The organism is Streptomyces sp. P1-3, from assembly GCF_050613155.1.
Taxonomy (GTDB): Bacteria; Actinomycetota; Actinomycetes; order Streptomycetales; family Streptomycetaceae; genus Streptomyces.
In genome coordinates this window covers 6,198,342-6,221,575 of record NZ_CP192512.1, presented here as the reverse complement: position 1 = coordinate 6,221,575, position 23,234 = coordinate 6,198,342, and the positions used below count along the sequence as shown (strand labels likewise).

General features: G+C 73.9%; 15 protein-coding genes. 3 read left to right on the top strand and 12 right to left on the bottom strand.

Features of this window, described 5'->3' with window-relative positions:
* Window positions 1–176 precede the first annotated feature (176 nt).
* From ACQUSR_RS26585 to ACQUSR_RS26565, 5 genes are all read right to left on the bottom strand, one after another.
* Window positions 177–1,382, bottom strand: a complete 1,206-nt coding sequence (locus tag ACQUSR_RS26585; RefSeq protein ID WP_431045135.1) for a segregation/condensation protein A — start codon at window positions 1,380–1,382, stop codon at window positions 177–179.
* 66 nt (window positions 1,383–1,448) lie between these two features.
* Complete coding sequence (locus ACQUSR_RS26580; protein WP_431045134.1) at window positions 1,449–2,045, bottom strand: hypothetical protein; 597 nt, start codon at window positions 2,043–2,045, stop codon at window positions 1,449–1,451.
* Entirely contained in the window at window positions 2,030–3,043 is a 1,014-nt protein-coding gene (locus ACQUSR_RS26575; protein WP_431047861.1) for a ParA family protein, read from the bottom strand. Before ACQUSR_RS26575 ends, ACQUSR_RS26580 begins: the two co-directional genes overlap by 16 nt.
* A 598-nt stretch (window positions 3,044–3,641) precedes the next feature.
* The gene (gene ald / locus ACQUSR_RS26570; RefSeq protein ID WP_431047859.1) at window positions 3,642–4,757 is read right to left on the bottom strand and encodes an alanine dehydrogenase; all 1,116 of its coding nucleotides are present in this window, start codon (window positions 4,755–4,757) and stop codon (window positions 3,642–3,644) included.
* A 132-nt stretch (window positions 4,758–4,889) separates the two neighbouring features.
* Window positions 4,890–7,820, bottom strand: a complete 2,931-nt coding sequence (locus ACQUSR_RS26565; protein ID WP_431045133.1) for a tetratricopeptide repeat protein — start codon at window positions 7,818–7,820, stop codon at window positions 4,890–4,892.
* A 117-nt stretch (window positions 7,821–7,937) separates the two neighbouring features.
* Between ACQUSR_RS26565 and ACQUSR_RS26560 the strand changes: the two genes are divergently transcribed.
* Window positions 7,938–8,789 (top strand): hypothetical protein, encoded by an 852-nt coding sequence (locus ACQUSR_RS26560; protein ID WP_431045132.1) that lies wholly within the window; start codon window positions 7,938–7,940, stop codon window positions 8,787–8,789.
* 812 nt (window positions 8,790–9,601) lie between these two features.
* Here ACQUSR_RS26560 and ACQUSR_RS26555 read toward each other — a convergent pair.
* Window positions 9,602–10,231 (bottom strand): NUDIX domain-containing protein, encoded by a 630-nt coding sequence (locus tag ACQUSR_RS26555; protein WP_431045131.1) that lies wholly within the window; start codon window positions 10,229–10,231, stop codon window positions 9,602–9,604.
* A 125-nt stretch (window positions 10,232–10,356) separates the two neighbouring features.
* Window positions 10,357–12,006 carry a CTP synthase gene (locus tag ACQUSR_RS26550; protein ID WP_431045130.1) on the bottom strand — a complete coding sequence of 550 codons (1,650 nt, stop codon included), beginning with the start codon at window positions 12,004–12,006 and terminating at the stop codon, window positions 10,357–10,359.
* 451 nt (window positions 12,007–12,457) lie between these two features.
* Here ACQUSR_RS26550 and ACQUSR_RS26545 point away from each other — a divergent pair, with 451 nt between their 5' ends.
* Window positions 12,458–14,266, top strand: coding sequence for a glycoside hydrolase family 15 protein (locus ACQUSR_RS26545; protein WP_431047857.1), 1,809 nt, complete (start codon window positions 12,458–12,460; stop codon window positions 14,264–14,266).
* Window positions 14,267–14,272: 6 nt separating this feature from the next.
* Complete coding sequence (locus tag ACQUSR_RS26540) at window positions 14,273–15,949, top strand: PucR family transcriptional regulator (RefSeq protein WP_431045129.1); 1,677 nt, start codon at window positions 14,273–14,275, stop codon at window positions 15,947–15,949.
* Between the two features lie 24 nt (window positions 15,950–15,973).
* On the opposite strand, the gene ACQUSR_RS26535 is transcribed toward ACQUSR_RS26540, so the two are convergent.
* The 5 genes from ACQUSR_RS26535 to ACQUSR_RS26515 form a co-directional block, all read right to left on the bottom strand.
* On the bottom strand, window positions 15,974–17,110 hold the full coding sequence (locus ACQUSR_RS26535; protein WP_431045128.1) for a glycoside hydrolase family 64 protein: 1,137 nt from the start codon (window positions 17,108–17,110) through the stop codon (window positions 15,974–15,976).
* Between the two features lie 149 nt (window positions 17,111–17,259).
* On the bottom strand, window positions 17,260–18,375 hold the full coding sequence (locus ACQUSR_RS26530) for a glycosyltransferase family 4 protein (protein ID WP_431045127.1): 1,116 nt from the start codon (window positions 18,373–18,375) through the stop codon (window positions 17,260–17,262).
* A 663-nt stretch (window positions 18,376–19,038) separates the two neighbouring features.
* On the bottom strand, window positions 19,039–20,796 hold the full coding sequence (gene recN / locus ACQUSR_RS26525; RefSeq protein WP_431045126.1) for a DNA repair protein RecN: 1,758 nt from the start codon (window positions 20,794–20,796) through the stop codon (window positions 19,039–19,041).
* A 677-nt stretch (window positions 20,797–21,473) separates the two neighbouring features.
* Complete coding sequence (locus ACQUSR_RS26520) at window positions 21,474–22,409, bottom strand: NAD kinase (RefSeq protein WP_431045125.1); 936 nt, start codon at window positions 22,407–22,409, stop codon at window positions 21,474–21,476.
* A complete protein-coding gene (locus ACQUSR_RS26515; RefSeq protein ID WP_431045124.1) occupies window positions 22,406–23,227 on the bottom strand; it encodes a TlyA family RNA methyltransferase in 822 nt (273 codons plus the stop codon). The genes ACQUSR_RS26520 and ACQUSR_RS26515 overlap by 4 nt, the downstream gene beginning before the upstream one ends.
* Window positions 23,228–23,234 lie beyond the last annotated feature (7 nt).

Sequence of the window (23,234 nt, the reverse complement as noted above, 5' to 3'; positions counted from 1 at the left end):
GCCGGCCAGGCCGTCGGAGGCACCGGCCGGGGTGGCCGGGCCCTCGGGTGGGGCATACACCGGGGCTGCCAGGCCCTCGGCTGGGGCTGCCAGGCCCTCGGGCGACGCGTACAGGTCCTCGGGCGAGGCGTCCGGGGTCCGCTCCGGGGCGGCCTCGGCCTCGGTCGGCTCATGGCTCATGGCTGCTGCTCCTCGGTCGCTGTCCTGTCGCCGCCGCCCCGCCCGGCCGTCTCCTGGTCGAACTCGTCGGTCACCAGCGGCCGTTCCCCGTCCGCGCCGGTCCAGCGGACGGTGAGCGGGCCGAGCGCCTCCGCCTGCTCCAGGACGACCGCGCGCTCGCGGTACAGCTCCAGTAGCGCGAGGAAGCGCGCGACGACGGTGAGGGTGTCGGGTGCGTCCTCGGTGAGCGTGGCGAAGGTGGCCTCGCCCAGTTCCCGCAGCCGCGCGACGACCACCTCGGCCTGTTCGCGGACGCTGACCAGCGGGGCGTGGATGTGGTCGACGTACACCTGGGGCTTGGCCTTGGGCTGCATGGCCTTCACGGCCAGCTTGGCGAAGCCCTCCGCGCCGATGCTGATGACGACCTCGGGCAGCAGGTCGGCGTGGTGCGGTTCGAGTCCCACGGTACGGGGGTACCGCTTGGCCTCCGCCGCCAGGCGGCCGCTGAAGATGTCCGCGACCTGCTTGTACGCGCGGTACTGGAGCAGGCGCGCGAAGAGCAGGTCGCGGGCCTCCAGCAGGGCCAGGTCCGCCTCGTCCTCGACTTCCGCCGCGGGCAGCAGCCGGGCGGCCTTCAGATCCAGCAGGGTGGCGGCCACGACGAGGAACTCGGTGGTCTGGTCGAGGTCCCAGTCGGGGCCCATGGCTCGGATGTGCGCCATGAACTCGTCGGTGACCTTGGACAGGGCGACCTCGGTGACGTCGAGTTTGTGCTTGGAGATGAGCTGGAGGAGGAGGTCGAAGGGGCCTTCGAAGTTGTCCAGCCGTACGGTGAACCTGCCGTCGCCAGGACCGGTTTCGCCGGGCGCGGGCTCGGCCTCGGGTGCGCTGGGCGCCGGTGGCTCTTCCCCGTTCCCGCCCCTTCCCTCAACCGGGAGAGGCCCCCCGGACCTGCTGGGCTCCGAGCCGCCCGAGTCGGCGGCGGCCGGCGGGTCGGCTTCCCGCCCGGTGGTGGGCGTCGGACCCTCAGAGACCGTGTGGCCCTGCGGCGCGGAGTCGGCCGCAACGGGACCCGACGTCAGGCCCCCGGGCGCGGATTCGGCCGCCGTGGCTGGGGGCACCTCCCGGTCGAAGACTGGGGGAGGACCCGTGCCCGGGCCCCGCCCCAGGGCGCGGCGGAGCGTGCGCGGGGGCGAGGTCGAGTCGTCGTCGTTGGTGGGCATCGCGGTCCAGTGTGCGGGAGGAGGGCGCGGCGGCCCGTACGAGCGGGCAGGCTACCGCCCGGCTCCTCAGCGGCCGCGTAGGCGGCGCACCAGGATGCTCGCGTCGCCACGCGACTCCAGGTCGGCGAGGACCACCGCGACCGCCTCCCGGACGATGCGGCCGCGGTCCACCGCGAGCCCGTGCTCACCGCGCAGCACCAGCCGCGCGTGCTCCAGGTCCATCAGCTCCTCGGCGGAGACGTAGACCGTGATCTTCTCGTCGTGGCGCTCGCGCCCGCTGGGGCGGCGCGCGGCGGCCCGTCCTCGGCGGCGGGCCTGGCCGGACTGCCCCGGTGTGGCCGATCCGTCCTGCGACTGGCGGTTCTTGGGGCGGTCCTGGGCGGAACCGCGCCGATCCCCCGTCGAGGCGGTCTCGTGGTGTTCTGGCTCCCGGCCGCCGTGCTCCCCGGCCCCTGCTCCGGCCCCGGGAGCGGGCGGTGCCTCCGGTGCCGGGGCGGTGTCGGCCTCGGCCGGGTCCACGGCCGCGGTGTCGCTCTCGCCGGCGGGGGCGGGCACGCGGGGCTCGCCGTTCGCCTGGCGACGGGGGGACGACGGCTGGAGCGCCATCCCCCCGGTGGTGCGGAACAGCTCGTCGGCGCCCGGCAGACTCACGCGGCGTGACACCGGGCGAGCACCTCCCTGGCGAGCTGGCGGTAGGCGGCGGCACCCACGGAGTTGGACGCGTACGTGGTGATGGGCTCGCCCGCGACGGTGGTCTCCGGGAAGCGGACCGTACGGCCAATCACCGTGTGGTAGACGTGGTCGTCGAACGCCTCGACCACGCGGGCCAGGACCTCCCGGCTGTGCACGGTGCGCGAGTCGTACATCGTCGCGAGGATGCCGTCGAGCTCCAGGTCGGGGTTGAGCCGCTCCTGGACCTTCTCGATGGTCTCCGTGAGCAACGCCACACCGCGCAGGGCGAAGAACTCGCACTCCAGCGGCACGATCACCTTGTGCGCGGCGGTCAGGGCGTTCACCGTGAGCAGGCCGAGCGAGGGCTGGCAGTCGATGACGATGTAGTCGTAGTCCGCCATCAGCGGCTTCAGGGCGCGCTGCAGGGTGGACTCGCGGGCGACCTCGCTGACCAGCTGCACCTCGGCGGCCGACAAATCGATATTGCTGGGCAGCAGGTCCATGTTGGGCACGGCCGTCTTCAGCAGGACCTCGTCAGCCGACATGCCCCGCTCCATGAGCAGGTTGTAGACCGTGAGGTCGAGCTCCATCGGGTTGACCCCGAGGCCGACGGACAGGGCGCCCTGCGGGTCGAAGTCGACGAGCAGCACCCGGCGTCCGTACTCCGCGAGTGCCGCGCCCAGGTTGATGGTCGAGGTGGTCTTGCCGACCCCGCCCTTCTGGTTGCACATCGCGATGATCTTCGCGGGCCCGTGGTCGGCGAGCGGCCCCGGGATGGGGAAGTACGGCAGGGGTCGGCCGGTCGGGCCGACGCGCTCGCGGCGCTGGCGGGCGGCGTCCGGGGCGAGCGTGGCCGCGTACTCCGGGTCGGGCTCGTACTCCGCATCAGGGTCGTAGAAGTGCCCGTCGGGCAGGTCGTCGTAGTCGGCGAGGGCGGGGTCGTTGCCGCGCTTATCGCCGGCCATGGCGTTCACGTGATGGCCGTCCATGCTCTGGTGGGCTGTCGTCATGCTCTGGTGGGTTGCGAAGGTCTGGACAGCGACGGAGCCGACAGCCGCGAGCCCCGAAGGAGCCTGGCCCCGCGCAGCCGATCCTGGTAGACCACCCCCGGGAGAAAATGTCGACTCATTCACAAGTCGTCCTACCTCCTTGGTGACCAGGAAATTTCTCGATTGGTCAGCGTGACACCATGCCGACGCTTGGCGACTCTATGGCGTGTCGGCGCCTCACAGCAACACAATCCGCCGGACGCGGCACGTTGTGTCGGCAACCGAACATCCGGATGTCAAGGGCGTAATCGCCCCGGCGCGGCTGACTCGTGGCGGGTACGAATCGACTAAAGAGCTACATTCACGGCGAGTTGGCCGACCCGCCCGGCGGTTGCGGCGCGTCATGTTCCGGGCATGACTGTGGCCGGGTCTCGCCCATGGGCAAGACCCGGCCTCATGCGCCGTGTTGACGGTCGGGGTTGACACCCTCTATGGTCCGCCGCCACGGGTCGGCTGGGGGGTCCCCCTACGCCCTCAAGGGCGTAGGGGGAGGTCCCGTCACCGGGACCGGCGGCGGGCGGAGCCGCCACCGCGCCGGTCAGGCCAGGAGCGTGTCCAGCTCCACGTGCGGCAGACCGTGCGCCTCGGCGACCTCGCGGTAAACGACCTGCCCCTCATGGGTGTTGAGGCCCTTGGCCAGCGCCGCGTCGCGGCGCAGCGCGTCCTGCCAGCCGCGGTTCGCCAGCTCCACGATGTACGGCAGCGTGGCGTTGGTCAGCGCGTAGGTGGAGGTGTTCGGCACCGCGCCCGGCATGTTGGCGACGCAGTAGAAGATCGAGTTGTGGATCTTGAAGGTCGGCTCGGCGTGCGTGGTGGGACGGGAGTCCTCGAAGCAGCCGCCCTGGTCGATCGCGATGTCGACAAGGACACTTCCGGGCTTCATCTTGGCGACGAGCTCGTTGGTGACCAGCTTCGGGGCCTTGGCGCCCGGGATGAGCACCGCGCCGATGACCAGGTCGGCCTCGACGACGGCCTTCTCCAGCTCGAAGGCGTTGGAGACGACGGTCTGCACCTTGGTGCCGAAGATCTTGTCGGCCTCGCGCAGCTTGTTGATGTCGCGGTCCAGCAGGGTCACGTGGAAGCCCATGCCGACGGCGATCTGCGTGGCGCTCCAGCCGGAGACGCCGCCGCCGATGACCACGGCCTTGCCGGCGGCGACGCCGGGGACACCGCCCGGCAGCACGCCGCGGCCGCCGGCCGCGCGCATCAGGTGGTAGGCGCCGACCTGCGGGGCGAGCCGGCCCGCGACCTCGGACATCGGGGCGAGCAGCGGCAGCGCGCGGTTCGCGGTCTCGACCGTCTCGTAGGCGATGGCGGTGGTACCGGACTCCAGCAGCGCGTCGGTGCACTCGCGGGAGGCGGCCAGGTGGAGGTAGGTGAAGAGGGTCTGGCCCTTGCGGAGGCGGTGGTACTCCTCCGCGATCGGCTCCTTGACCTTCAGCAGCAGGTCGGCCGTGGCCCAGACCTCGTCGGCGGTGCCGAGGATGCTCGCACCGGCGGCGGTGTACTCCGCGTCCGTGATGGAGGAGCCGAGGCCGGCGCCCTGCTCCACGAAGACCTGGTGGCCGTTGCGGACGAGCTCGTGCACGCCGGCGGGCGTGATGGCCACGCGGAACTCGTTGTTCTTGACCTCGCGGGGGATGCCGACCTTCACGTCGATCACGGTCCTTGAATCTGGGGTATTCCTGGCAATACCGACATGTAACTACATGACGGAAGGGTTAGCGGTAGGCGCTATGGCAGCCAGTCTAATGAAGGATGTCGTCGTGTCTAGCCTTTGTTTGCATCAATCTTTCGCGGCCCCACTACTGATTTCGTAGGTAGGCTCGTTTTCGTCTTCCCGCGCGTCCTCCTCGGCCGCGGCGGTACGGGCCAGCAGCCGCTCCGCGGCGTTCCGATGCAGCTCGGCGGCGGCGGCGTCACCCAGCCGCTCCAGGGTGTCCGCCGTACGCAGCCGCACCGCGGCCTGAAGCCGCAGGTCACCTGTACGCCGCGCGCATTCCAGCGCCTCCAGGCAGGTGCGCAGCGCCTCCCGCGGCCGCCCCGCGTATTCCTGGACCCGCGCCGTCTCGCCCAGCGCCCGCGCGTGTCCCGTCGCATCGCCCAGCCGGCGCGCGGCGGCGGCCGCGGCCCGCCAGTTCCGCAGCGCGTCGCCCCACTGCCCCGCGTAGCTGAGGACGGCGCCGAGCCGGGCGTACAGCCGTGCTTCCGCGGCGAGTTCACGGCGGCTCAGGTGCAGCGCGAGGGCCCGTCCGTACCAATCGGCGGCCCGCTGCCAGTCGCCCAGTTCCTGGTACGTGCCGCCGATCGACTCCAGCGCACGTCCGGTGGCGTACGGGTCGGCCGCCGCCCGCGCCGCGTCCAGCGCCTCCTTGTAACGGGTCAGCGCCTCGCCCGCCCGTCCGGCCCGTGCGTCGAGGTCGCCCAGGTTCAGCAGCGCTGCCGCCTCCTCCAGCGCCAGGTCCTGGCGCCGGGCCACTTCGAGGACGAGCTGGTGCAGTTCGTACAGCTCCGGCGCGGCGTCGTCGACACCGCGGTGCGCGACCAGCGCCTGGGTGAGCGCGGCCACCAACCGGCGTGCCAGTGTGTCGAGTTGACCGTCATCGGCGGCCAGCCGGGCGGCCTCCCGCAGCTCCCGCCCGCGTTCGTCCAGCCAGCGCGCCGCGGCGCCCCTCGACGGGAACCGCAACGCCCCCGGCAGACCCGCCAGCTTCTCGCGCGCCGCCGGGTCGTCGGACTCCGCGGTCAGCCGACAGGCGTGCAGCAGCCGTACGCTCCGCTCCAACACCCGCGCCCGGGCCAACTGCACCTCCGCCGGGCGCTCGTCCTCGCGCAGTACGGCGTGCAGCAGCGGTTCGAGGCAGCCGGGCACCTGGAAGCGCGTGGGCGCGCCGGGCGCGGGGGCCTGGCCATTGCCCGGGATCTGGCCAGGGGCCGGGGCCGGGCTGGACGCGGGGGCCGGGCGGTTGCCCGGGCCGGTGCCCGGGATCTGGCGGGTGCCAAGGGGCAGGTCGGCGCCTGGGACCTGGCCGGACCCGGCGGCCGGGCCGGACCGCGGGACCGAGCCGGTGCCCGGAGCTTGGCCGACCGACGGGCCGTGCCCGGAGACCAGGCCGGTACCAAGGGACAGATCGGCGCCTGGGACCTGGCCGGACCCGGCGGCCGGGCCGGACCGCGGGACCGAGCCGGCGCCAGCAGCCTCGCCGGTCGACGGGACAGGCCCCGGCGCCGGGTCCGGGCCGAGGGCCGGAGCGTGGACGACGGCCGGGTCATGACGTACCGCCGCGGCCTGGCGTACCTCCGCGTCCAGTCGCGCCCCGGGAGCCTGGTGTGCCTCCGGAGCCTGGCGCGCCTCCGGGGCTTGACCGGCGTGCGCGATCCGGCCGACCCGCTGGGCTGCGCCGGCCGCCAGGACCTCGCCGGCCGCTGAAGCCCGGCCCGTGGCCGAGATCTCGCCGGGCAGCGCCCGCAGCAACCCGCAGGTCGCGAAGTCCTCCAGCGCGGACTGCGCCGTCGGTACCGAGCAGCCCGCGAGCGCCGACGCGCTCTGCGCGTCCACCGTGGCGTCCGGTGCGAGGACGAGCAATCGCAGTATCCGGGCCGCGAGCGGCGGCAGCCCGCCGTATGCCAGCCGGAAGGCCCGGCTCAGCGGCCGGTCCGCCGCGTCCTCGTCGCCGGGCGGCACCTCGCGCAGTTCCCTGGCCGCGGCCGCGACGGAGGACTTGGGGCGGGCGGCGAGCCAGCCGCCGACGAGCGCCAGCGCGGCAGGCTGCGCACGGCACAGCTCCACGATGGTCTCCGCGGCGATCGGGTCGTTGATGACCCGGTGGCCGGCCACGCTGGCCAGCATCTTCACGGCAGCCGCGGTCTCCAGGCCGCCGAGGGTGCACGGCCGGACGTCGGGGATACCGGTGAGCGGCCCCTGCGCGACGGCCACGACCAGAGAGCCGGGGGCGTGCGGCAGCAGCAGCTCCACCTGGTCGGCGCTGTCGGCGTCGTCGAGCAGGACGATCGCCCGCCGCCCGCGCATCGCGTCGCGCAGCCGGTCGGAGAGCTCCTCCTCATCGGCGCCGGGCGGGACGGGCGCCCCGAGCGCCCGGAGGAAGTCGCGGGCGATGCGGGCGGGCAGCACGGGTTCGCCGCCCGCGGTCGTCAGACGGGCCCGCAGCAGCCCATCGGGATAGTCGTCCCGCAGCCGCCGTACGAGTTCCTCGGCCAGCGCGGTCCGCCCCGAACCGGGCCGCCCCGCGATGAGCAGCACCCGGCCGTGGGGGATGACACGGCCCGCGAGGGTGTCGAGGCCGGGCCGTCCGATGTCCTCCCGCAGCGCGGACAGCTCCCGCAAGCGCCCCCAGAACCCGCTCTGCGTCGCGGCGGCCGCGGCGCGGCGCTCATCTACGCCGCGGTCCTTCGCACCGCGCTCGCCAGTGCCGCGCGAGCGCGCCTCCTGTCCGTTCGCCCGGCGCGCGTCCCCCCAGCGCTCACCCACGTCCGGCACCTGCACCCTGCGCTCACCCGCGCCCGAGTCCTGCACCCCGCGCTCGCCGACGCCTGGGCCCTGCGCGCCCCGCTCGCCAGTGCCGCGCTCGCGCGCCTCCTGTCCGTTCGCCCGGCGCTCGTCCCCCCAGCGCTCACCCACGTCCGGCACCTGCACCCTGCGCTCACCCGCGCCCGAGTCCTGCACCCCGCGCTCACCGACGCCTGGGCCCTGCCCCATGCGTTCGCCCGCACCTGGGTCCTGCACACTCCGCTCACCCGCACCCGAGCCCCGCACCCCACGCTCACCCACACCCGGGCCCTGCACCCCACGCTCGCCTGTGCCGCGCCGCGCGGCATGGCGCACGTCCGCGCCGCCCGCCTGCGCGATTCGCTCGGTCACGCCGTGGCCATCCGCAGGACGTCCGGCTGTACGGACCTCCCCCACAACGGACCCGCCCCCGCCCCGCGCCTTCGCACCACCGGTATCCGCACCACTCACCCGGGCACTGCGCTCGCCCGCACCGTGCCCATCCCCGGCAAGCTCCACCACAGGACGCCCATCCGCACGCACCTCCCCCGCAACGGGCTCACCTCCAGCCCGCCCGTCCGCGCTGCGACGGTCCGCCTCGTGCTCCTCGGTGCGGCGCCCGCTCAGGCTGCTCCCGTCCGCGTCGCGCTCCGCCACAGCACGCTCGGCTCCGCCGCGGTCCGCCGCACGACACCCATCCGTACCGCGTGCGTCCACACCGTCCGACATGCCGCGCGCGTCCGTACCGTGCTCCGACGTACCGCGCGCGCCCGTGCCGCCCTCGCCCGCGCCGCGCTCCTCCGCCTGGTGCACGACCACGCCGCTTGCGTCCGCGCCGCGCTCGCGCGCGCCGTCGCGCTCCTGTGCCCGGTGCTCGCCCGCACCATGCGCGTCCGCGCCGGGCTCCCTCGCACCGTGCTCTCCCATGGCCGGCGCCTCGCCGTCCTCCGGCCGCCGCGCGCCACCGCCGGCGGGCGACCCCTCGTCGTCACGCGTGGCCTTGCCGCCCGGGCCACGGCCGCCCGTACCCGACCGCCCGGCCGCCGCCCGCGCGCGGCCCTTCGTGCCGCGCGTGCCACGCGGGCGGCGATCAGGTGTGGTCGGGCGAGCGGATTCCTCCTTGTCGGCGACGGCGACGCCCCGTGCGTCGGCCGCTGTCTCCCGACGGTTGTGGGCTGACGTGTCAGCGTCGGCTCCCGAGCGGACCACGCGGCTGTCCGCGATGCCGGAACCATCGGCAGTACGAGCACCATCCGCGGCACGAGAACCGTCCAGGCCACCCGGGGCGCTCGGGGCGCTCGGGGCGCTCGGCCCATCCTTGCCACCGGCCCGCTGATCGGCCGGCTCCTCGACCGCGGCCCGCGCACCGCCCTCGCCGCCGCCCTCGCCATCGGCCGGCGACTCGTCCACCCGCACATGCTCGCGCCCACGGCGGGCGGGCCCACCCACGACCCCCGTCGAGCCTTCGCGTACGCCCGCGGCCGAGCCCCCACCCTCAGTCTCGGTCCCGGCCTCGGGCCGACGCGGCTCCGTGCGAAGCACCTCGGTGCGGTCCGGTGTCGTTCGCCCCGGGTTCGGGGCAGCGGCGGCAGCCCGCCGGTTCCGGGGCGTGCCGGACGCTCCCTCCGTGCCGACCACCTGCTCCGCCACGGGCCACTCCCGTCCACCTGCGCGTTCGAGCCCGCCGCGACCGCGGTCCGGGTCGGTACGAGCGTAGTTCACGCGGGGTCAGGTCCCCGGCACTCCCGGCCGATGCGACCGTACAAAGATCACCTGATCGGATCCGATGATCGTCGGACCAGCGACTGAGAAGGAGGAAGAGCTAAGGAGAAGAGGAAGAGTAAGGAGAAAGAGACGGCGGAGACGAAGACGAAGTCACAAACAACGCGAAGACGAAGACGAAGGCGCGTAAGAGCGCGGCGCCACGCCGCGGAGCCGAGACGGCGCGGTCCGGCGGCCCCGAAGAGCCGCCGGACACAGGTAGCGCGGGCCTACGCCTCGAACGGGCGCGCCGGCCACGGCGCCTCCGCCGGGCGCAGCGTCTCCACGCCGCCCGCGCCGGACAGCACGGCCTGGAGCGACAAGGCCCCGACGACCAGGCAGTTGTTGTGCAGTTCGCCGGCGAGCACGCCCCGTACGAGCTCCTCCAGCGGCACCCGGGCCAGCTCCATGTCGGCCTCTTCCTCCGCGACCTCGAAGCGCTCGCCCTCGGCCTCGGACAACCCGCGGGCGAGGAAGATCCGTACGGCCTCGTCGCAGCCGCCCGGCGTGGTGAAGACGTCGGTGAGGACCCGCCAGTCCTCGGCCTTCACGTGCGCCTCCTCGTACAGCTCGCGCTGGGCGGCGTGCAACGGGTTCTCCCCGGGGACGTCCAGCAGCCCGGCCGGGATCTCCCACAGCTTGTGCCGTACCGGGTGGCGGTACTGGCGCAGGACGAGCACCCGCCCGGCCTCGTCCAGGGCGAGGACGGCCACCGAGCCGGGGTGGACCTGGTAGTCGCGGGTCACGGTGGAGCCGTCGGGCATGACGACACGGTCCGTGCGCACGCTGGTCTTGTTGCCGGTGAAGGGCGTGGCGGTCTCGACGACCTGCCACTCCTCGTGGGTGTCCTGAATGGCCATGCGTCCCTTAAGTCCTTGCCGTCCTCGTGCGGACATGAAGCAGAGATGAGAGAGATGAAAACGCCGGGGTGCGGGCCGCTGCGACCCGCACCCCGGCGTTCACCACCGTATCGGCACCGTATCGGTCAGCCCTTCGCGGCCTTCGCCGCCTGCTGCCGCTCGACGGCCGCCTTCACCAGGCCCGCGAACAGCGGGTGCGGGCGGGTCGGGCGGGAGCGCAGCTCGGGGTGCGCCTGGGTGCCGACCAGGTAGGGGTGCACCTCGCGCGGGTACTCGACGTACTCGACCAGCTTGTTGTCCGGGGAGGTGCCGGAGAACAGGATCCCCGCCTTCTTCTCCAGCTCGCCGCGGTAGGCGTTGTTGACCTCGTAGCGGTGGCGGTGGCGCTCCTCGACGTACGGCTGGTCGGCGTAGACCTCGCGCACGATCGAGCCCTCGGCGAGCTTGGCCGGGTACATGCCCAGCCGCATCGTGCCGCCCATGTCGCCCTCGCCCGCGACGATGTCGAGCTGCTCGGCCATGGTGGAGATCACCGGATCGGTGGTGCCCGGCTCGAACTCGGTCGAGTTGGCGCCCTCGACACCCGCCAGGTTGCGCGCGGCCTCGATGACGATGCACTGCAGGCCCAGGCAGAGGCCCAGCAGCGGGATCTTGTTCTCGCGGGCGAAGGTGATGGCGCCCACCTTGCCGTTCACGCCGCGCTCGCCGAAGCCGCCGGGGACGCAGATCGCGTCGACGTCGCCGAGCTGCTTGCGGGCACCGGCCGGGGTCTTGCAGTCGTCCGAGGTGACCCACTTGATCTTGACGCGGGCCCGGTTGGCGAAGCCGCCCGCGCGCAGCGCCTCGGTCACCGACAGATAGGCGTCGGGCAGGTCGATGTACTTGCCGACGAGCGCGACCGTGACCTCGTGGTCGGGGTTGTGGACGCGGTCCAGCAGGTCGTCCCAGGTGGTCCAGTCGACATCCCGGAACGGCAGGTCCAGCTTGCGCACGACGTACGCGTCCAGGCCCTCGGTGTGCAGCACCTTCGGGATGTCGTAGATCGACTTGGCGTCGATGGCGGCGACCACCGCGGCCTCGTCGACGTCGCACATCAGCGAGATCTTGCGCTTGATGGAGGTCGGCACGTCGCGGTCGGCGCGCAGCACGATGGCGTCCGGCTGGATGCCGATGTTGCGCAGCGCGGCGACGGAGTGCTGGGTCGGCTTGGTCTTCAGCTCACCGGACGGGCCGATGTACGGCAGCAGCGAGATGTGCACGACGAAGACGTTGTCGCGACCGACCTCGTGGCGGACCTGGCGGACGGTCTCCAGGAACGGCAGCGACTCGATGTCGCCGACCGTGCCGCCGACCTCGGTGATGACGACGTCGACCTCGTCGGTCGCCATGCGCCGGATGCGGTGCTTGATCTCGTTGGTGATGTGCGGGATGACCTGGACCGTGTCGCCCAGGTACTCGCCGCGCCGCTCCTTGGCGATGACCTGCGAGTACACCTGTCCGGTGGTGACGTTCGCGGAGCCGTCCAGGTCAACGTCGAGGAAGCGCTCGTAGTGGCCGATGTCCAGGTCGGTCTCGGCGCCGTCGTTGGTGACGAACACCTCACCGTGCTGGAACGGGTTCATCGTGCCCGGGTCGACGTTCAGGTACGGGTCGAGCTTCTGCATGGTGACCCGCAGGCCGCGGGCCTTGAGCAGCGCGCCCAGGCTGGAGGCGGTGAGGCCCTTGCCGAGTGAGCTGGCGACACCCCCGGTGACGAAGATGTGCTTGGTCGTCATGGACTGAGTGGCAAGTGCCAAGAGGGGGCTCCCGTGGTCGCGAGGTGAGATGCGGATCGGCAGCTTCCGCGATGTCGCGGGGGTGCCGTCACTGCGGTTCGGGGGTTGTGCGCCCACCGGTCCACGGGCTACCAGGGTAACAGCGACCCGGGGCGATGGTGTCCGGCGACGCGTGCGGGCCCGGCGCCGACCGCACCGGACCGACGTGCGGACGGTGTCGGGACCGACGTGCGGACCGCACCGGGACCCGCCCGATCGACCACACGAACGGCCGAGCCACATTGTGGAACGACACCAGCGGACGACCGGCGTTAGTCGTATCCTGCTCGGACACACGCTGCGAGCTGCGGTCGGCAAGGCATCTATCCGTTTAAGCCCCGGAAGACGAGCTCGTCGGGAAATTTCCGAGACCGCACAAGGCGCCCTGAGGGGCGAGGCCGTTCGAATGGGGATGCAGGTGGCCGGGCGCATCGAGGACTACGCACTCATCGGCGATATGCAGACCGCCGCCCTCGTCTGCAGGGACGGCACGGTCGACTGGCTCTGCCTGCCGCGCTTCGACTCCCATGCCGTCTTCGCCGGGCTGCTGGGCACCGAGGAGCACGGCTTCTGGCGGCTGGGCCCCGCGCACCCCGCCGGCAGCACGCCGCCCGCCGCCGACCGGCGCCGCTACCGGGGCGACTCACTGGTCCTCGAATCGGAGTGGGACACCCCACGCGGCACGGTCCGCGTCATCGACTTCATGCCGCCGCGGGACGGCGCCCCGCAGCTGATCCGGATCGTCGAGGGCGTCAGCGGGCGGGTCCCGATGCGCTCCGCCCTGCGGATGCGGTTCTCCTACGGCTGGGTGGTGCCGTGGGTGCACAAGGTCGACCACCGCACCGTGGCCGTGGCCGGTCCCGACTCGGTCTGGCTGGACACCGAGGCCGACACCTACGGCAAGGACCTGACCACCTTCTCCGACTTCACCGTCGGCCCCGGTGACCGGGTCGCGTTCACCATCAGCTGGCAGCCCTCGCACAAGGAGCCGCCCGCCCTGCCCGACCCCGAGGGCTCGCTGACGGCCACCGAGGACTTCTGGCGCGAGTGGGTGGAGCACTGTACGTACCACGGCCCCTACCGTGACGCGGTCGTCCGCTCCCTGATCACCCTCAAGGCGCTCACCTACGCGCCCACCGGCGGCATCGTGGCCGCCCCCACCACCTCCCTCCCCGAGGACATCGGCGGCTCCCGCAACTGGGACTACCGCTTCACCTGGCTGCGGGACGCGGCGATCACCCTCTCCTCGCTGCTGCGCACCGGCTACCGCGAGGAGGCCCGCGCCTGGCGCGAGTGGCTGCTGCGCGCGGTCGCCGGTGATCCGGAGAACCTCCAGATCATGTACGGGATCGCGGGTGAGCGGGAGCTGTCGGAGGCCGAGCTGCCCTGGCTGCCGGGGTACGAGAACTCCCAGCCGGTCCGGGTCGGCAACGGCGCCGCCGGCCAGCTCCAGCTCGACGTCTACGGCGAGACGATCGAGGCGCTGCACCTGGCGCACATGACCGGGCTGGCCCGCAACGACTACGCGGCCCTGCTCCAGCTGCGGCTGATCACGTACCTGGAGGACCACTGGGACGAGCCGGACGAGGGCATCTGGGAGGTGCGCGGCCCGCGCCGGCACTTCGTGCACTCCAAGGTGATGGCCTGGGTCGCGGTGGACCGCACGATCAAGCTGATCGAGTCGGGTGACGTGGACGGGCCGCTGGAGCGCTGGCGCGACCTGCGCGACGAGATCCACCGGGCGGTGTGCGAGCGGGGCTACGACCCGGAGCGCAACACCTTCACCCAGTCCTACGGCTCCAAGGAGCTGGACGCCTCGCTGCTGCTCATCCCGCAGATGGGCTTCCTGCCGCCGGACGACAAGCGGGTCATCGGCACCATCGAGGCGATCCAGCGGGAGCTGTCCACCGAGGACGGCTTCGTCCTGCGCTATCCGACGGCCGGCGAGGAGGCGGGGGTGGACGGCCTCGAAGGCGACGAGGGGGCGTTCCTCGCCTGCTCGTTCTGGCTGGCGGACGACCTGGCGATGATCGGCCGAGTGGACGAGGCGCGGCAGCTGTTCGAGAAGCTGCTGTCGCTCCGCAACGACCTGGGCCTGCTCGCGGAGGAGTGGGACCCGCGGCTGAAGCGCCAGGTGGGCAACTTCCCGCAGGCGTTCAGCCATGTGCCGCTGATCGACACGGCGCTGCGGCTGACCGCCTCGGGCGCGTACGGCGGCTGACCGCCCGTGGCGGCACCCGAGGCCGGTGGGCCACCCGGCCCGCAGGGCACCATCACCGTGGCGCGGGCGCTCCAGCTGCCCGCGCTGCGCCGCGGTCTGCCCGAGGTGGTGGCCGCCGAGGACCGGCTGAACCGGCCGGTGCGCTGGGTGCACGCGGGCGAGGCGCCGAACATCGCCTCGCTGCTCAGCGGCGGGGAGCTGCTGCTGACCACCGGTATCGGGCTGGGGCCCCGCCCGGCCGAGCAGCGGGCGTTCGTCCGCACGCTCGCCGCCCGGGAGATCGCCGCCCTGGTGGTCGAGCTGGGGTCCCGCTTCACCACGCTGCCCGCCGCGGTGGTGGACACCGCGCGCTCGGTCGGGCTGCCGCTGGTGCAACTGCGCCGTGAGGTGCCGTTCGTCGCGGTCACCGAGGAGATCCACACCGAGCTCGTCAACGAGCACTACGCCCTGCTCCGCCGCGCCGAGCAGGTGCACCGGCAGTGCACCCAGGCGCTGCTGCGCGGCGGCGGGGTGCCGGAGATCCTGCGGCTGCTCGCGGCCTTCGCGGGCAATCCGGTCTTCCTGGAGACCTCGGACGGGCAGCTGCTGTACGCGGCGGGGCCCGGCCCCGCGGGGCAGCCGGGCACCGCCGATCCACTCCAGGTGTGGGACGGACTGCGGGAGCGGCGGGCGGCCCCGCGTCCGGAGCTGCCCGCGGGCAGCGTGGTCGTGGACGTCCCCGGCGGCGGTCCCGGCGTGGTGCGCGCCCGGCTGACGGTGCCGCCGGTGGCGGGGGTGCTCGCCCCCGTCCACCGGATCGCGGCCGAGCGTACGGCGGATCTGCTGGCGGTCGTGCTGCTCCAGGCGCGTCAGGAGGAGGAGCTGGCGGCGCGCGGCCGCGGGGACTTCCTCACCGATCTCGCGGAGGAGCGGATCGAGGCGGCGGACGCGCCCGCGCAGGCGCGGGTGCTGGGGTTCCGGCCGCCGGCCGGCGGTCCGCTGCTGCCGGTGGTGATGCGGGTGGCGACGCGGACGGCGGCGGGGGTGCCCGCCGGGCCCGGGGAGAGCTGGGCGGCGCTGGCGCACGCGGTACAGGAGGAACTGGCCGCGGTCGGCGCACCGGTGCTGCTGGGCGTACGGCTGCCGGAGGGCCGGGTGCCGCTGCTGGTGGGGCTGCGGGACGCGGCGGAGCGGACGGCGGTCGCCGACCGGGTCGCGGCCGCGCTGCGGGCGGGCGTCCAGCGGGCCTGGCCGGACCGCGCCGGATCCCGGCCGCCCACCGTGGTCGTGGGGGTGGCGGGCGGCTGGGAGACGGCCGGGAGCGAGCTGCGGCACGCGGCGGAGGCGGCGAACGCGGCGCGGGGGCCGGCGGACCGGCCCTGGCACGACGTGCGGCGCACGGAAGTCGATGTGTTGCTGTGGCGACTGCGCGAGCACGGAGACCTGGCCGCCTTTGTCGACAGGGTGATCGGCCCGCTGCTCGCCCACGACCGTACGGCCCGGCCGCCGCTGATCCCCACCCTGGAGGCGTATCTGGCGCACGCGGGCCGCAAGGCGGAGACGGCGCGCGAGCTGCATCTGAACCGGCAGACGCTGTACGACCGGCTGGCGCGGATCGCGCGGCTGCTGGGCAGCGACCTGGAGGACCCGCAGACGGTGCTCGCGCTGGGGTTGGCCCTCCAGGCCCGCCGCCATCTTCAGTGAGTGAAAATCTCTCTCCCCCGCACCTCAGAACGGCGTCAGGGTGAGGGTGATCCCCGTCGGGGCGCCGTCCTGGATGTACGAGGCGAAGTCGGCGACGTCGTCGAAGGCGAAGCCGTACGCCTTGCCGTCGACGGTCGCCGCGTGCATCGCCCTGGCGTAGTGGTTGGTGACCGTCGGCCGGTAGAAGGCGGCCGGGTCGGTGGTCGGCTGGGCGGCCGTGTCGTGCAGCGTGGTGCGGTTGAAGCCCGCACCGAGGATCGCGGCGACGGGCCCGGTCTTCCCGTCGTTGGGCGCGGCCAGGGCGCCGTCGCAGAACAGCACGTCGCGGGTGGAGGGCTTGGCGAACGAGACCTCGGCGGGCCCGGTGAAGGACAGCCGCCCGCCGCCGACCCGCCCGGTGAAGGTGCCCGCGTTGGTGGTGACCTTCAGCTCCCTGGCCGCGTACGTCTCCCACACCTGGTCGATGTAGGCGGCGAGGTAGTCCCGGGCGAAGCTCCCGGCGTCCAGGCCGTGCCCGGGGGCGATGACGCGCAGATCGCCGCCGGTGACCAGCGGCGCGAAGGCCTCGTGGCCGGCGAGGTCGGTGAAGACCCGCGCCCGGGCGCCGTCCTTCAGCGTGCCCGTCGTCTGATCCTTCGCACCGGTCAGGCGGATGGCGAGCGGCACACTGAACATGTCCACCATGGTGGTGTTGCAGAACATGCCGTCCGCGTTGAGGGTGAACTCGGCGCAGTCGTGCAGGACTTGGTAGTTGGGGTCGGCGGTGACCCAGCCGGCGGGGTACTGGAGCGCCGCGCTGCCCGCGCCGTCGGTGACGGCCTTGAACCTCAGCTTGCCGCCGAGCGCGACGTAGATCCGCCCCGACATGGCGGGGAGCGTTAGCCGGGTGTCGCCGCTCGCGGCGAGCGGGATGGCGTAGTCGGTGAAGCCGTCGGGGCCGTTGTCGGACAGCGCTATGGGCGCGAGGGTGCCGTCGGGCGTGACGCGCACCTGGCGGCCGTCCTGGTTGCCGACGATGTAGAGCCATATCGATGAATTGCCGAACTCACCGGTCCTGTTGACGACCGTGAGCGGCAGGGCGGCGGCCGCGGTCTGGGCTCCGTGCCGCCCGGCCGCCGGTGAGGGTGAGGCCCGTGGCGGCCGCGGCGGCGGTGGCCGCAAGCCCTCCGAGCAGATTCCTGCGACTGAGTGCCATGCTCATGCGTGCTGCCTCTCGGCTATGTGGGGGGGGATTGCCGTGAGAGCGCTCTCTTGTTGAGGCAGCACCTTGCCCGCAGCACGCGGCGGGCGTCAACCCTCCGTACGAAAGGTCAGCTCCCCGCCAACTCGTCGTAGATCCGCAGCACATGGGAGACCGCGTCGTCCTCACCGGGCCAGTCGTCGGCCTGCGCCCGGCCCGCGGCGGCCAGTTGGGCGTGCCATCCGGGATCGGTGAGCAGCCGGTGTACGGCCAGCGCCAGCGCCTGCGAGTCGCCGTACGGGACGAGGTCGGCGGCCTCGCCGACCAGTTCGGGCACGCCGCCGACCGCGGTCGCCACCAGCGGTACGCCCACCCGCAGCGCCTCCTGAGCCAGCAGGGACCGCGCCTCCCAGGGGCTGGACAGGACGGCGACATCGGCCGCGGCGAGCAGGTCCGAGACATCGGGGCGGCGGCCCACCAGCCGCACCGCCAGCCCTTCGGCGTCGATCCGCCGCTGCAAGGCGGGCCGTCCGGGCCCCTCCCCCGCGATCACCAGCAGCGGCGCCGGGTCCAGCGCGGCCCAGGCCAGGGCCGCGTCCAGCAGTGGCCCGTGCCCGCGGCCCTCCTCCAGCCGGCCGGCGGTGAGGATCAACGAGCGCTCCATCACGCCGAGTTCGGCCCGGAACTTCTGGCGCCACTCCTCGTCGCGTTCGGGTACGTGCCGTGGTGCGGGGACCGCGACCGGCGCGAGCCGGGCGTCGCGCGCCCCCCGCGCGCGGGCCAGGTCCACCAGGTCCGACGAGGCGCCGAGCACCACGGTCGCGGCGCGCGCCACCTTGCGTTCCATCAGACGGACCAGGTGCGAGCGGGCGCCCTCGGTGTGCGGCCTGGTGTGCCAGGTGACGATGAGCGGGGTCCCGCGCCCCCGCATCGCCAGCGCGGCGAGCAGCCCGGACCGCAGGCCGTGCGCGTGCACCAGGTCCGCACCGGCGGCGGCCGCGCGCAGGACCGCGGCGTCTCCGGCGCCGGTGCGGGCATCAGCGGGGACGAACCGCGCGCCCGCCGCGGTGAATCCGTAATCCTCCTCGGCACCGTGCGGCGCGCACACGGTCACCCGCAGCCCGCGCGCCACCAGCCCGGCGGCCAGCGTCCGCACGTGCACCCCGCTGCCGGAACTCCCGCTGCCCAGCACCTGCACGGCGTGCAGAGACGGCTGCCCCTGCGGCGGGACGGGTGTACTGCTCACGCGGGCGTGGCTCCTGAGGCGACGTCGGGGCGGGCGGTGGGCACGCGGCGGTGCGATGCGCTGGCGGGGCTGGTCGTTAGATGTGCCGCGTGTGCTGGATGTGCCGGGTGTGCTGGGTTCAGGATGCCAGCCCGAACACCCGCTCCGGCACCACGGCTTTCCGACGAGGGCCGTCCGGCGCACAGATGATCCCCCGGACTCCTCCCCCAGCGCGGCCGCTGGGGGCGTCCCCAGGCGACCTCCAGGAGCACCACCCGCACGAGCGACGCCGACAGGCGTTTCGGGGTCCGTCCCACCGGCCGTCAGCCGCGGGGCGACGGAAGGGGACGTGACAGGGACCCGCAGCCACCGTGGCGTCGGCATCGGACCGTGGCCCCCGCCGGGCGGCAGTCGCGAGGACGGCGGGAGGGGACGTGGCGGGTGCCCCGCAGCGCGGCGAACATCTCGCCCCGTACCCCGCGGTACGGCAGTAGGTTCGCCGACCGAGTGGGGGCACCTCCCAGCGGCCGCGCTGGGGGAACCCGGCGACGGCCCCGACTCAGATAACGGCGCAGGCGCACCCGTACGGCGGCACGCCGCACCGCGCGCCCCGGCCACCGACCGACAGGTGACACGACCACTCGGCACGACCACACGGCTCAGGCGCCGACAACGCCGGCCCCGTCACAGACCCGTACGCGCCGCCCGAAGCAGTTCCTCCGCGTGCGCCCGTGCCAGTTCCGAGTCCTCCTGGCCCGCGAGCATCCGCGACAGTTCGCGCACCCGGTCCTCGCCCTCCATCGCCTTCACGCCGCTGCGGGTCACGGCCCCGTCGCTGGTCTTCTCGACCACCAGGTGCCGGTCGGCGAACGCCGCGACCTGCGGCAGATGGGTGACCACCACGACCTGCGCGGACTTGGCGAGCTTGGCCAGCCGCCGCCCGATCTCCACCGCCGCCTTGCCGCCGACGCCCGCGTCGACCTCGTCGAAGAGATACGTCGGCACGGGGTCGGAACCGGCGAAGACCACCTCGACCGCGAGCATCACCCGGGACAGCTCACCGCCCGAGGCCCCCTTGGCGATCGGCCGCGGCGGGGCGCCCGGGTGCGGGGCCAGCAGCAGCTCGACCTCGTCGGCGCCGTGCGGACCGTAGACGACCGCGCGGCCGCCGACCTCGATGCCCGCGCCCGCCACCGCGTCGGCGACCTCGGTCTGCCGGATCGCGAAGGTGACTCGCGCATGGGGCATGGCGAGTTCGGCGAGTTCGGCGGTGACCGCGTCGGCGAAACGCCGCGCCGCCTCCGTACGGGCGTCCGTGAGGGTCTGCGCCAGCTCGCCGAGTTCGGTGCGCAGCGCGTCCCGCTCGGCCGCCAGCTCGCCGATCCGGTCGTCGTCGCCGTCCAGTTCGGCCAGCCGGGCGGCGCCCGCCTCCGCCCAGGCGAGGACGTCGGCGACGGTCTCACCGTACTTCCGGGTCAGATGGGTCAGCGTGGCCCGCCGCTCCTCGACGGCGGCGAGCCGCCGCGGGTCGGCGTCCAGGTCGTCGGCGTACCCCGCGAGCTCCCCCGCCGCGTCGGACAGCAGGATGCCGACCTCCCCGATCCGGTCGGCCAGCGCGGCCAGCGCCGGGTCGTGGGAGCGTACGGCTTCCAGGGCACGGTGCGCCCCGGCCACCAGGGTGGCGGCGTCCACGCCCTCGAGGTCCTCCGGGTTCCCGGCGAGCGCGGCGTGCGCGGCGGTGGCGGCGGAGGCGAGCGCTTCGGCGTGGCCGAGCCGCTCGGCCTCGGCGGCCAGCTCCGTGTCCTCCTCAGGCCGCGGCTCGGCGGCGGCGATCTCCTCCAGGCCGAAGCGCAGCAGATCGGCTTCCTGGGCGCGCTCGCGGGCACGCGTGGTCAGCTCGTCCAACTCGGCGCCGACGGCCCGCAGCCTGCGGTAGGCGGCGGCGTACTTCTCCAGTGGACCGGTGACCGCGTCGCCCGCGTACCGGTCCAGGGCCTGCCGCTGCCGGGCGGGGCGCAGCAGGCCCTGCTGGTCGGTCTGGCCGTGTACGGCGACGAGGTCGTCGGCCAGTTCGCCCAGCAGCCCCACCGGCACGGCCCGGCCCCCGACATGGGCGCGGGACCGCCCCTCGGCGGAGAGAGTCCGGCTGATGAGCAGCGCGCCGTCGTCCAGCTCGGCCCCCGCCTCCTCGGCACGTACCGCCGCCAGGGACCGCTCGTCGACGGTGATCCGGCCCTCGACGACCGCCGCCTTCGCCCCGATCCGCACCAGGGCGGCGTCGGCGCGCCCGCCCAGCAGCAGGCCGAGGCTGGTGACGACCATGGTCTTGCCCGCGCCGGTCTCGCCGGTCACCGCCGTGAATCCCGGTGACAGCTCGACCACGGCGTCATCGATCACGCCCAGCGCACGTATCCGCATCTCCTCCAGCACGCCCATGACCATACGAGGTTTCCGGCCCCGCCCGCGACGGGCGTCCCTGGTGCTCCGCCCCGGACCCCGGTCCTCAACCCCCGGCTACCGCTGAGGGTCCCCCCAGATATGCCGCCGTACGGGCTGGCGGCACCGATGCGCGCCGCGCGGCACGATGCCGATATGCGGCTCGCCGCGTGGCGGGGGCGGCTTCGCCCCTTGGACCCCGGGTCTGGGGCAGAGCCCCCACGCGGCGGTAGCCGCATATCGGACGCAGCCGGGAAGGTGGGGGTCCCCCACACCCGCAGGGCGTAGGGGGAGGAGGGCCAGGGGAGAAGCCCACACGGCGCCGCACGCGCCTGCGCCGGCGAGGCGGCGTGCCGCCGGCCCCCGGGCACCGCAGCCGCACAGCACTTCACCGGTGCGGGCCGGTCTTCGCGCCGAGACGGCGCGAAGCCAGCCGACGAACAGCCGCGCCCGCGGAAGCCGCAGGCCGCCGCCGAGCACCTCCGGCGCGACGGTGGGCAGCCCACGACAGGGGCGGCGCGTCGAGCAGCCCCGGCGCCCCGGCCGCGTCCCCGGCACGGAGCACGCCGGTTCCGGTCAGCCCGCCGCCGGGCGCCCACGCGGGGCGTCACACCGACCACGACGGAACGCGGCGTAGCCCCGCGAACGGGGCGCCCCGTTCCCGGTCAGCCCGCCGCCAGGCGTCAGTGCGGGGCGCCGCGCCAGCCGGCGACGGGGAGAGCGAACTTGGCGACCAGCCGGTCGGTGAACGACGCGTGGTGCAGGCGGGCGAGCCGTACGGGCACCGCGCCGCGCCGCACCTCCACCCGTGCGCCCGCGGACAGTTCGACGGTCCGCCGCCCGTCGCACCACAGCACCCCGTGCGGGGTCTGCGGCTGGACCTCCACCGCCAGCACCGAATCGGGCGCCGTCACCAGCGGCTTGGCGAACAGCGCGTGCGCGCTGATCGGCACCATCAGCAGCGCCTCGACCTCCGGCCACACCACAGGGCCGCCGGCCGAGAAGGCGTAGGCGGTGGAGCCGGTCGGGGTGGCGCATACGACGCCGTCGCCGCCGAAGCGGGAGACGGGGCGGCCGTCGACCTCGGTGACGACCTCCAGCATCCGCTCGCGGGCGGCCTTCTCCACGGACGCCTCGTTCAGCGCCCAGTCGGTGTGCACGATCTCCCCGTTGTTGCGCACGAGGACGTCGAGGGTCATGCGCTCCTCGACCTCGTAGGAACGGGTGACGACCCGGTGGACGACCTTGTCGAGGTCGTCGCGCTCCGCCTCGGCGAGGAAGCCGACCCGGCCGAGGTTGACGCCGAGCAGCGGCACCCCGGACGAGCGGGAGTACTCGGCGCCCCGCAGCAGCGTCCCGTCGCCGCCGAGGACGACCAGCAGCTCGCAGCCGTCGAGGACGCCGGGGCCGCCGTCGACCAGTTCCACCGCCTCCGGCAGCGGCAGGTCCGCGGCCTCCGCGGCGAGTACCCGCACCCCGATCCCGCTGCGCAGCAGGCCTTGGACGACCAGCTCGGCGCTGCGCACGGCCGCCGGGCGGCCGGTGTGCGCGAGCAGGAACACGGTGCGACGTGCGTCCGACGCCGCTGCTGATGCTGATGCTGCTTCTGTAGTGGTCAACGAGGCCCCTCCGCCACTGCACGGTCGACATCCGCCGGGTCCAGTGCCGGCGCCCCGGCGCGCATCCACAGAAAGTACTCGACGTTGCCCGAGGGACCGGGCAGTGGGCTGGCGGTGACGCCGAGCACACCGAGCCCGAGGGCGGCCGCGTGGCCGGCGACGGTCCGCACGGCCTCGGCGCGCAGTTCGGGGCTGCGCACCACGCCGCCGCTGCCCAGCCGTTCCTTGCCGACCTCGAACTGCGGCTTGACCATGAGCACCAGATCGGCGTCGGGCGCGGCGCAGCGCACCAGCGCGGGCAGCACGAGGCCGAGCGGGATGAAGGACAGGTCGCCGACGATCAGGTCGACCGGCTGCCCGTCGATGTGCTCCAGGGTCAGTTCGCGGACGTTGGTGCGGTCCTTGACGACGACCCGCTCGTCGCTCTGCAGGGACCAGGCGAGCTGTCCGTAGCCGACGTCGACGGCGACCACGCAGGCGGCGCCCGCGCGCAGGAGGACGTCGGTGAAGCCGCCGGTGGAGGCGCCGGCGTCCAGCGCGCGCCGCCCGGCGACGCGCAGCCCCAGCGGGGTGAAGGCGGCGAGCGCGCCCGCGAGTTTGTGGCCGCCGCGGGAGACGTACTCGGGGTCGCTGTCGTCCTTGGCGACGACGATGGCGGCGCTGGTCTCGACCTGTGTGGCGGCCTTGGTGGCGGTCGTCCCGCCGACGGTGACCCGTCCCGCGACGATCAGCTGGCTCGCGTGCTCGCGGGAACGGGCCAGCTTGCGGCGGACCAGCTCCGCGTCGAGTCGTCTGCGCTGGCTGCGGTTCGCTGCCACGTGCGGT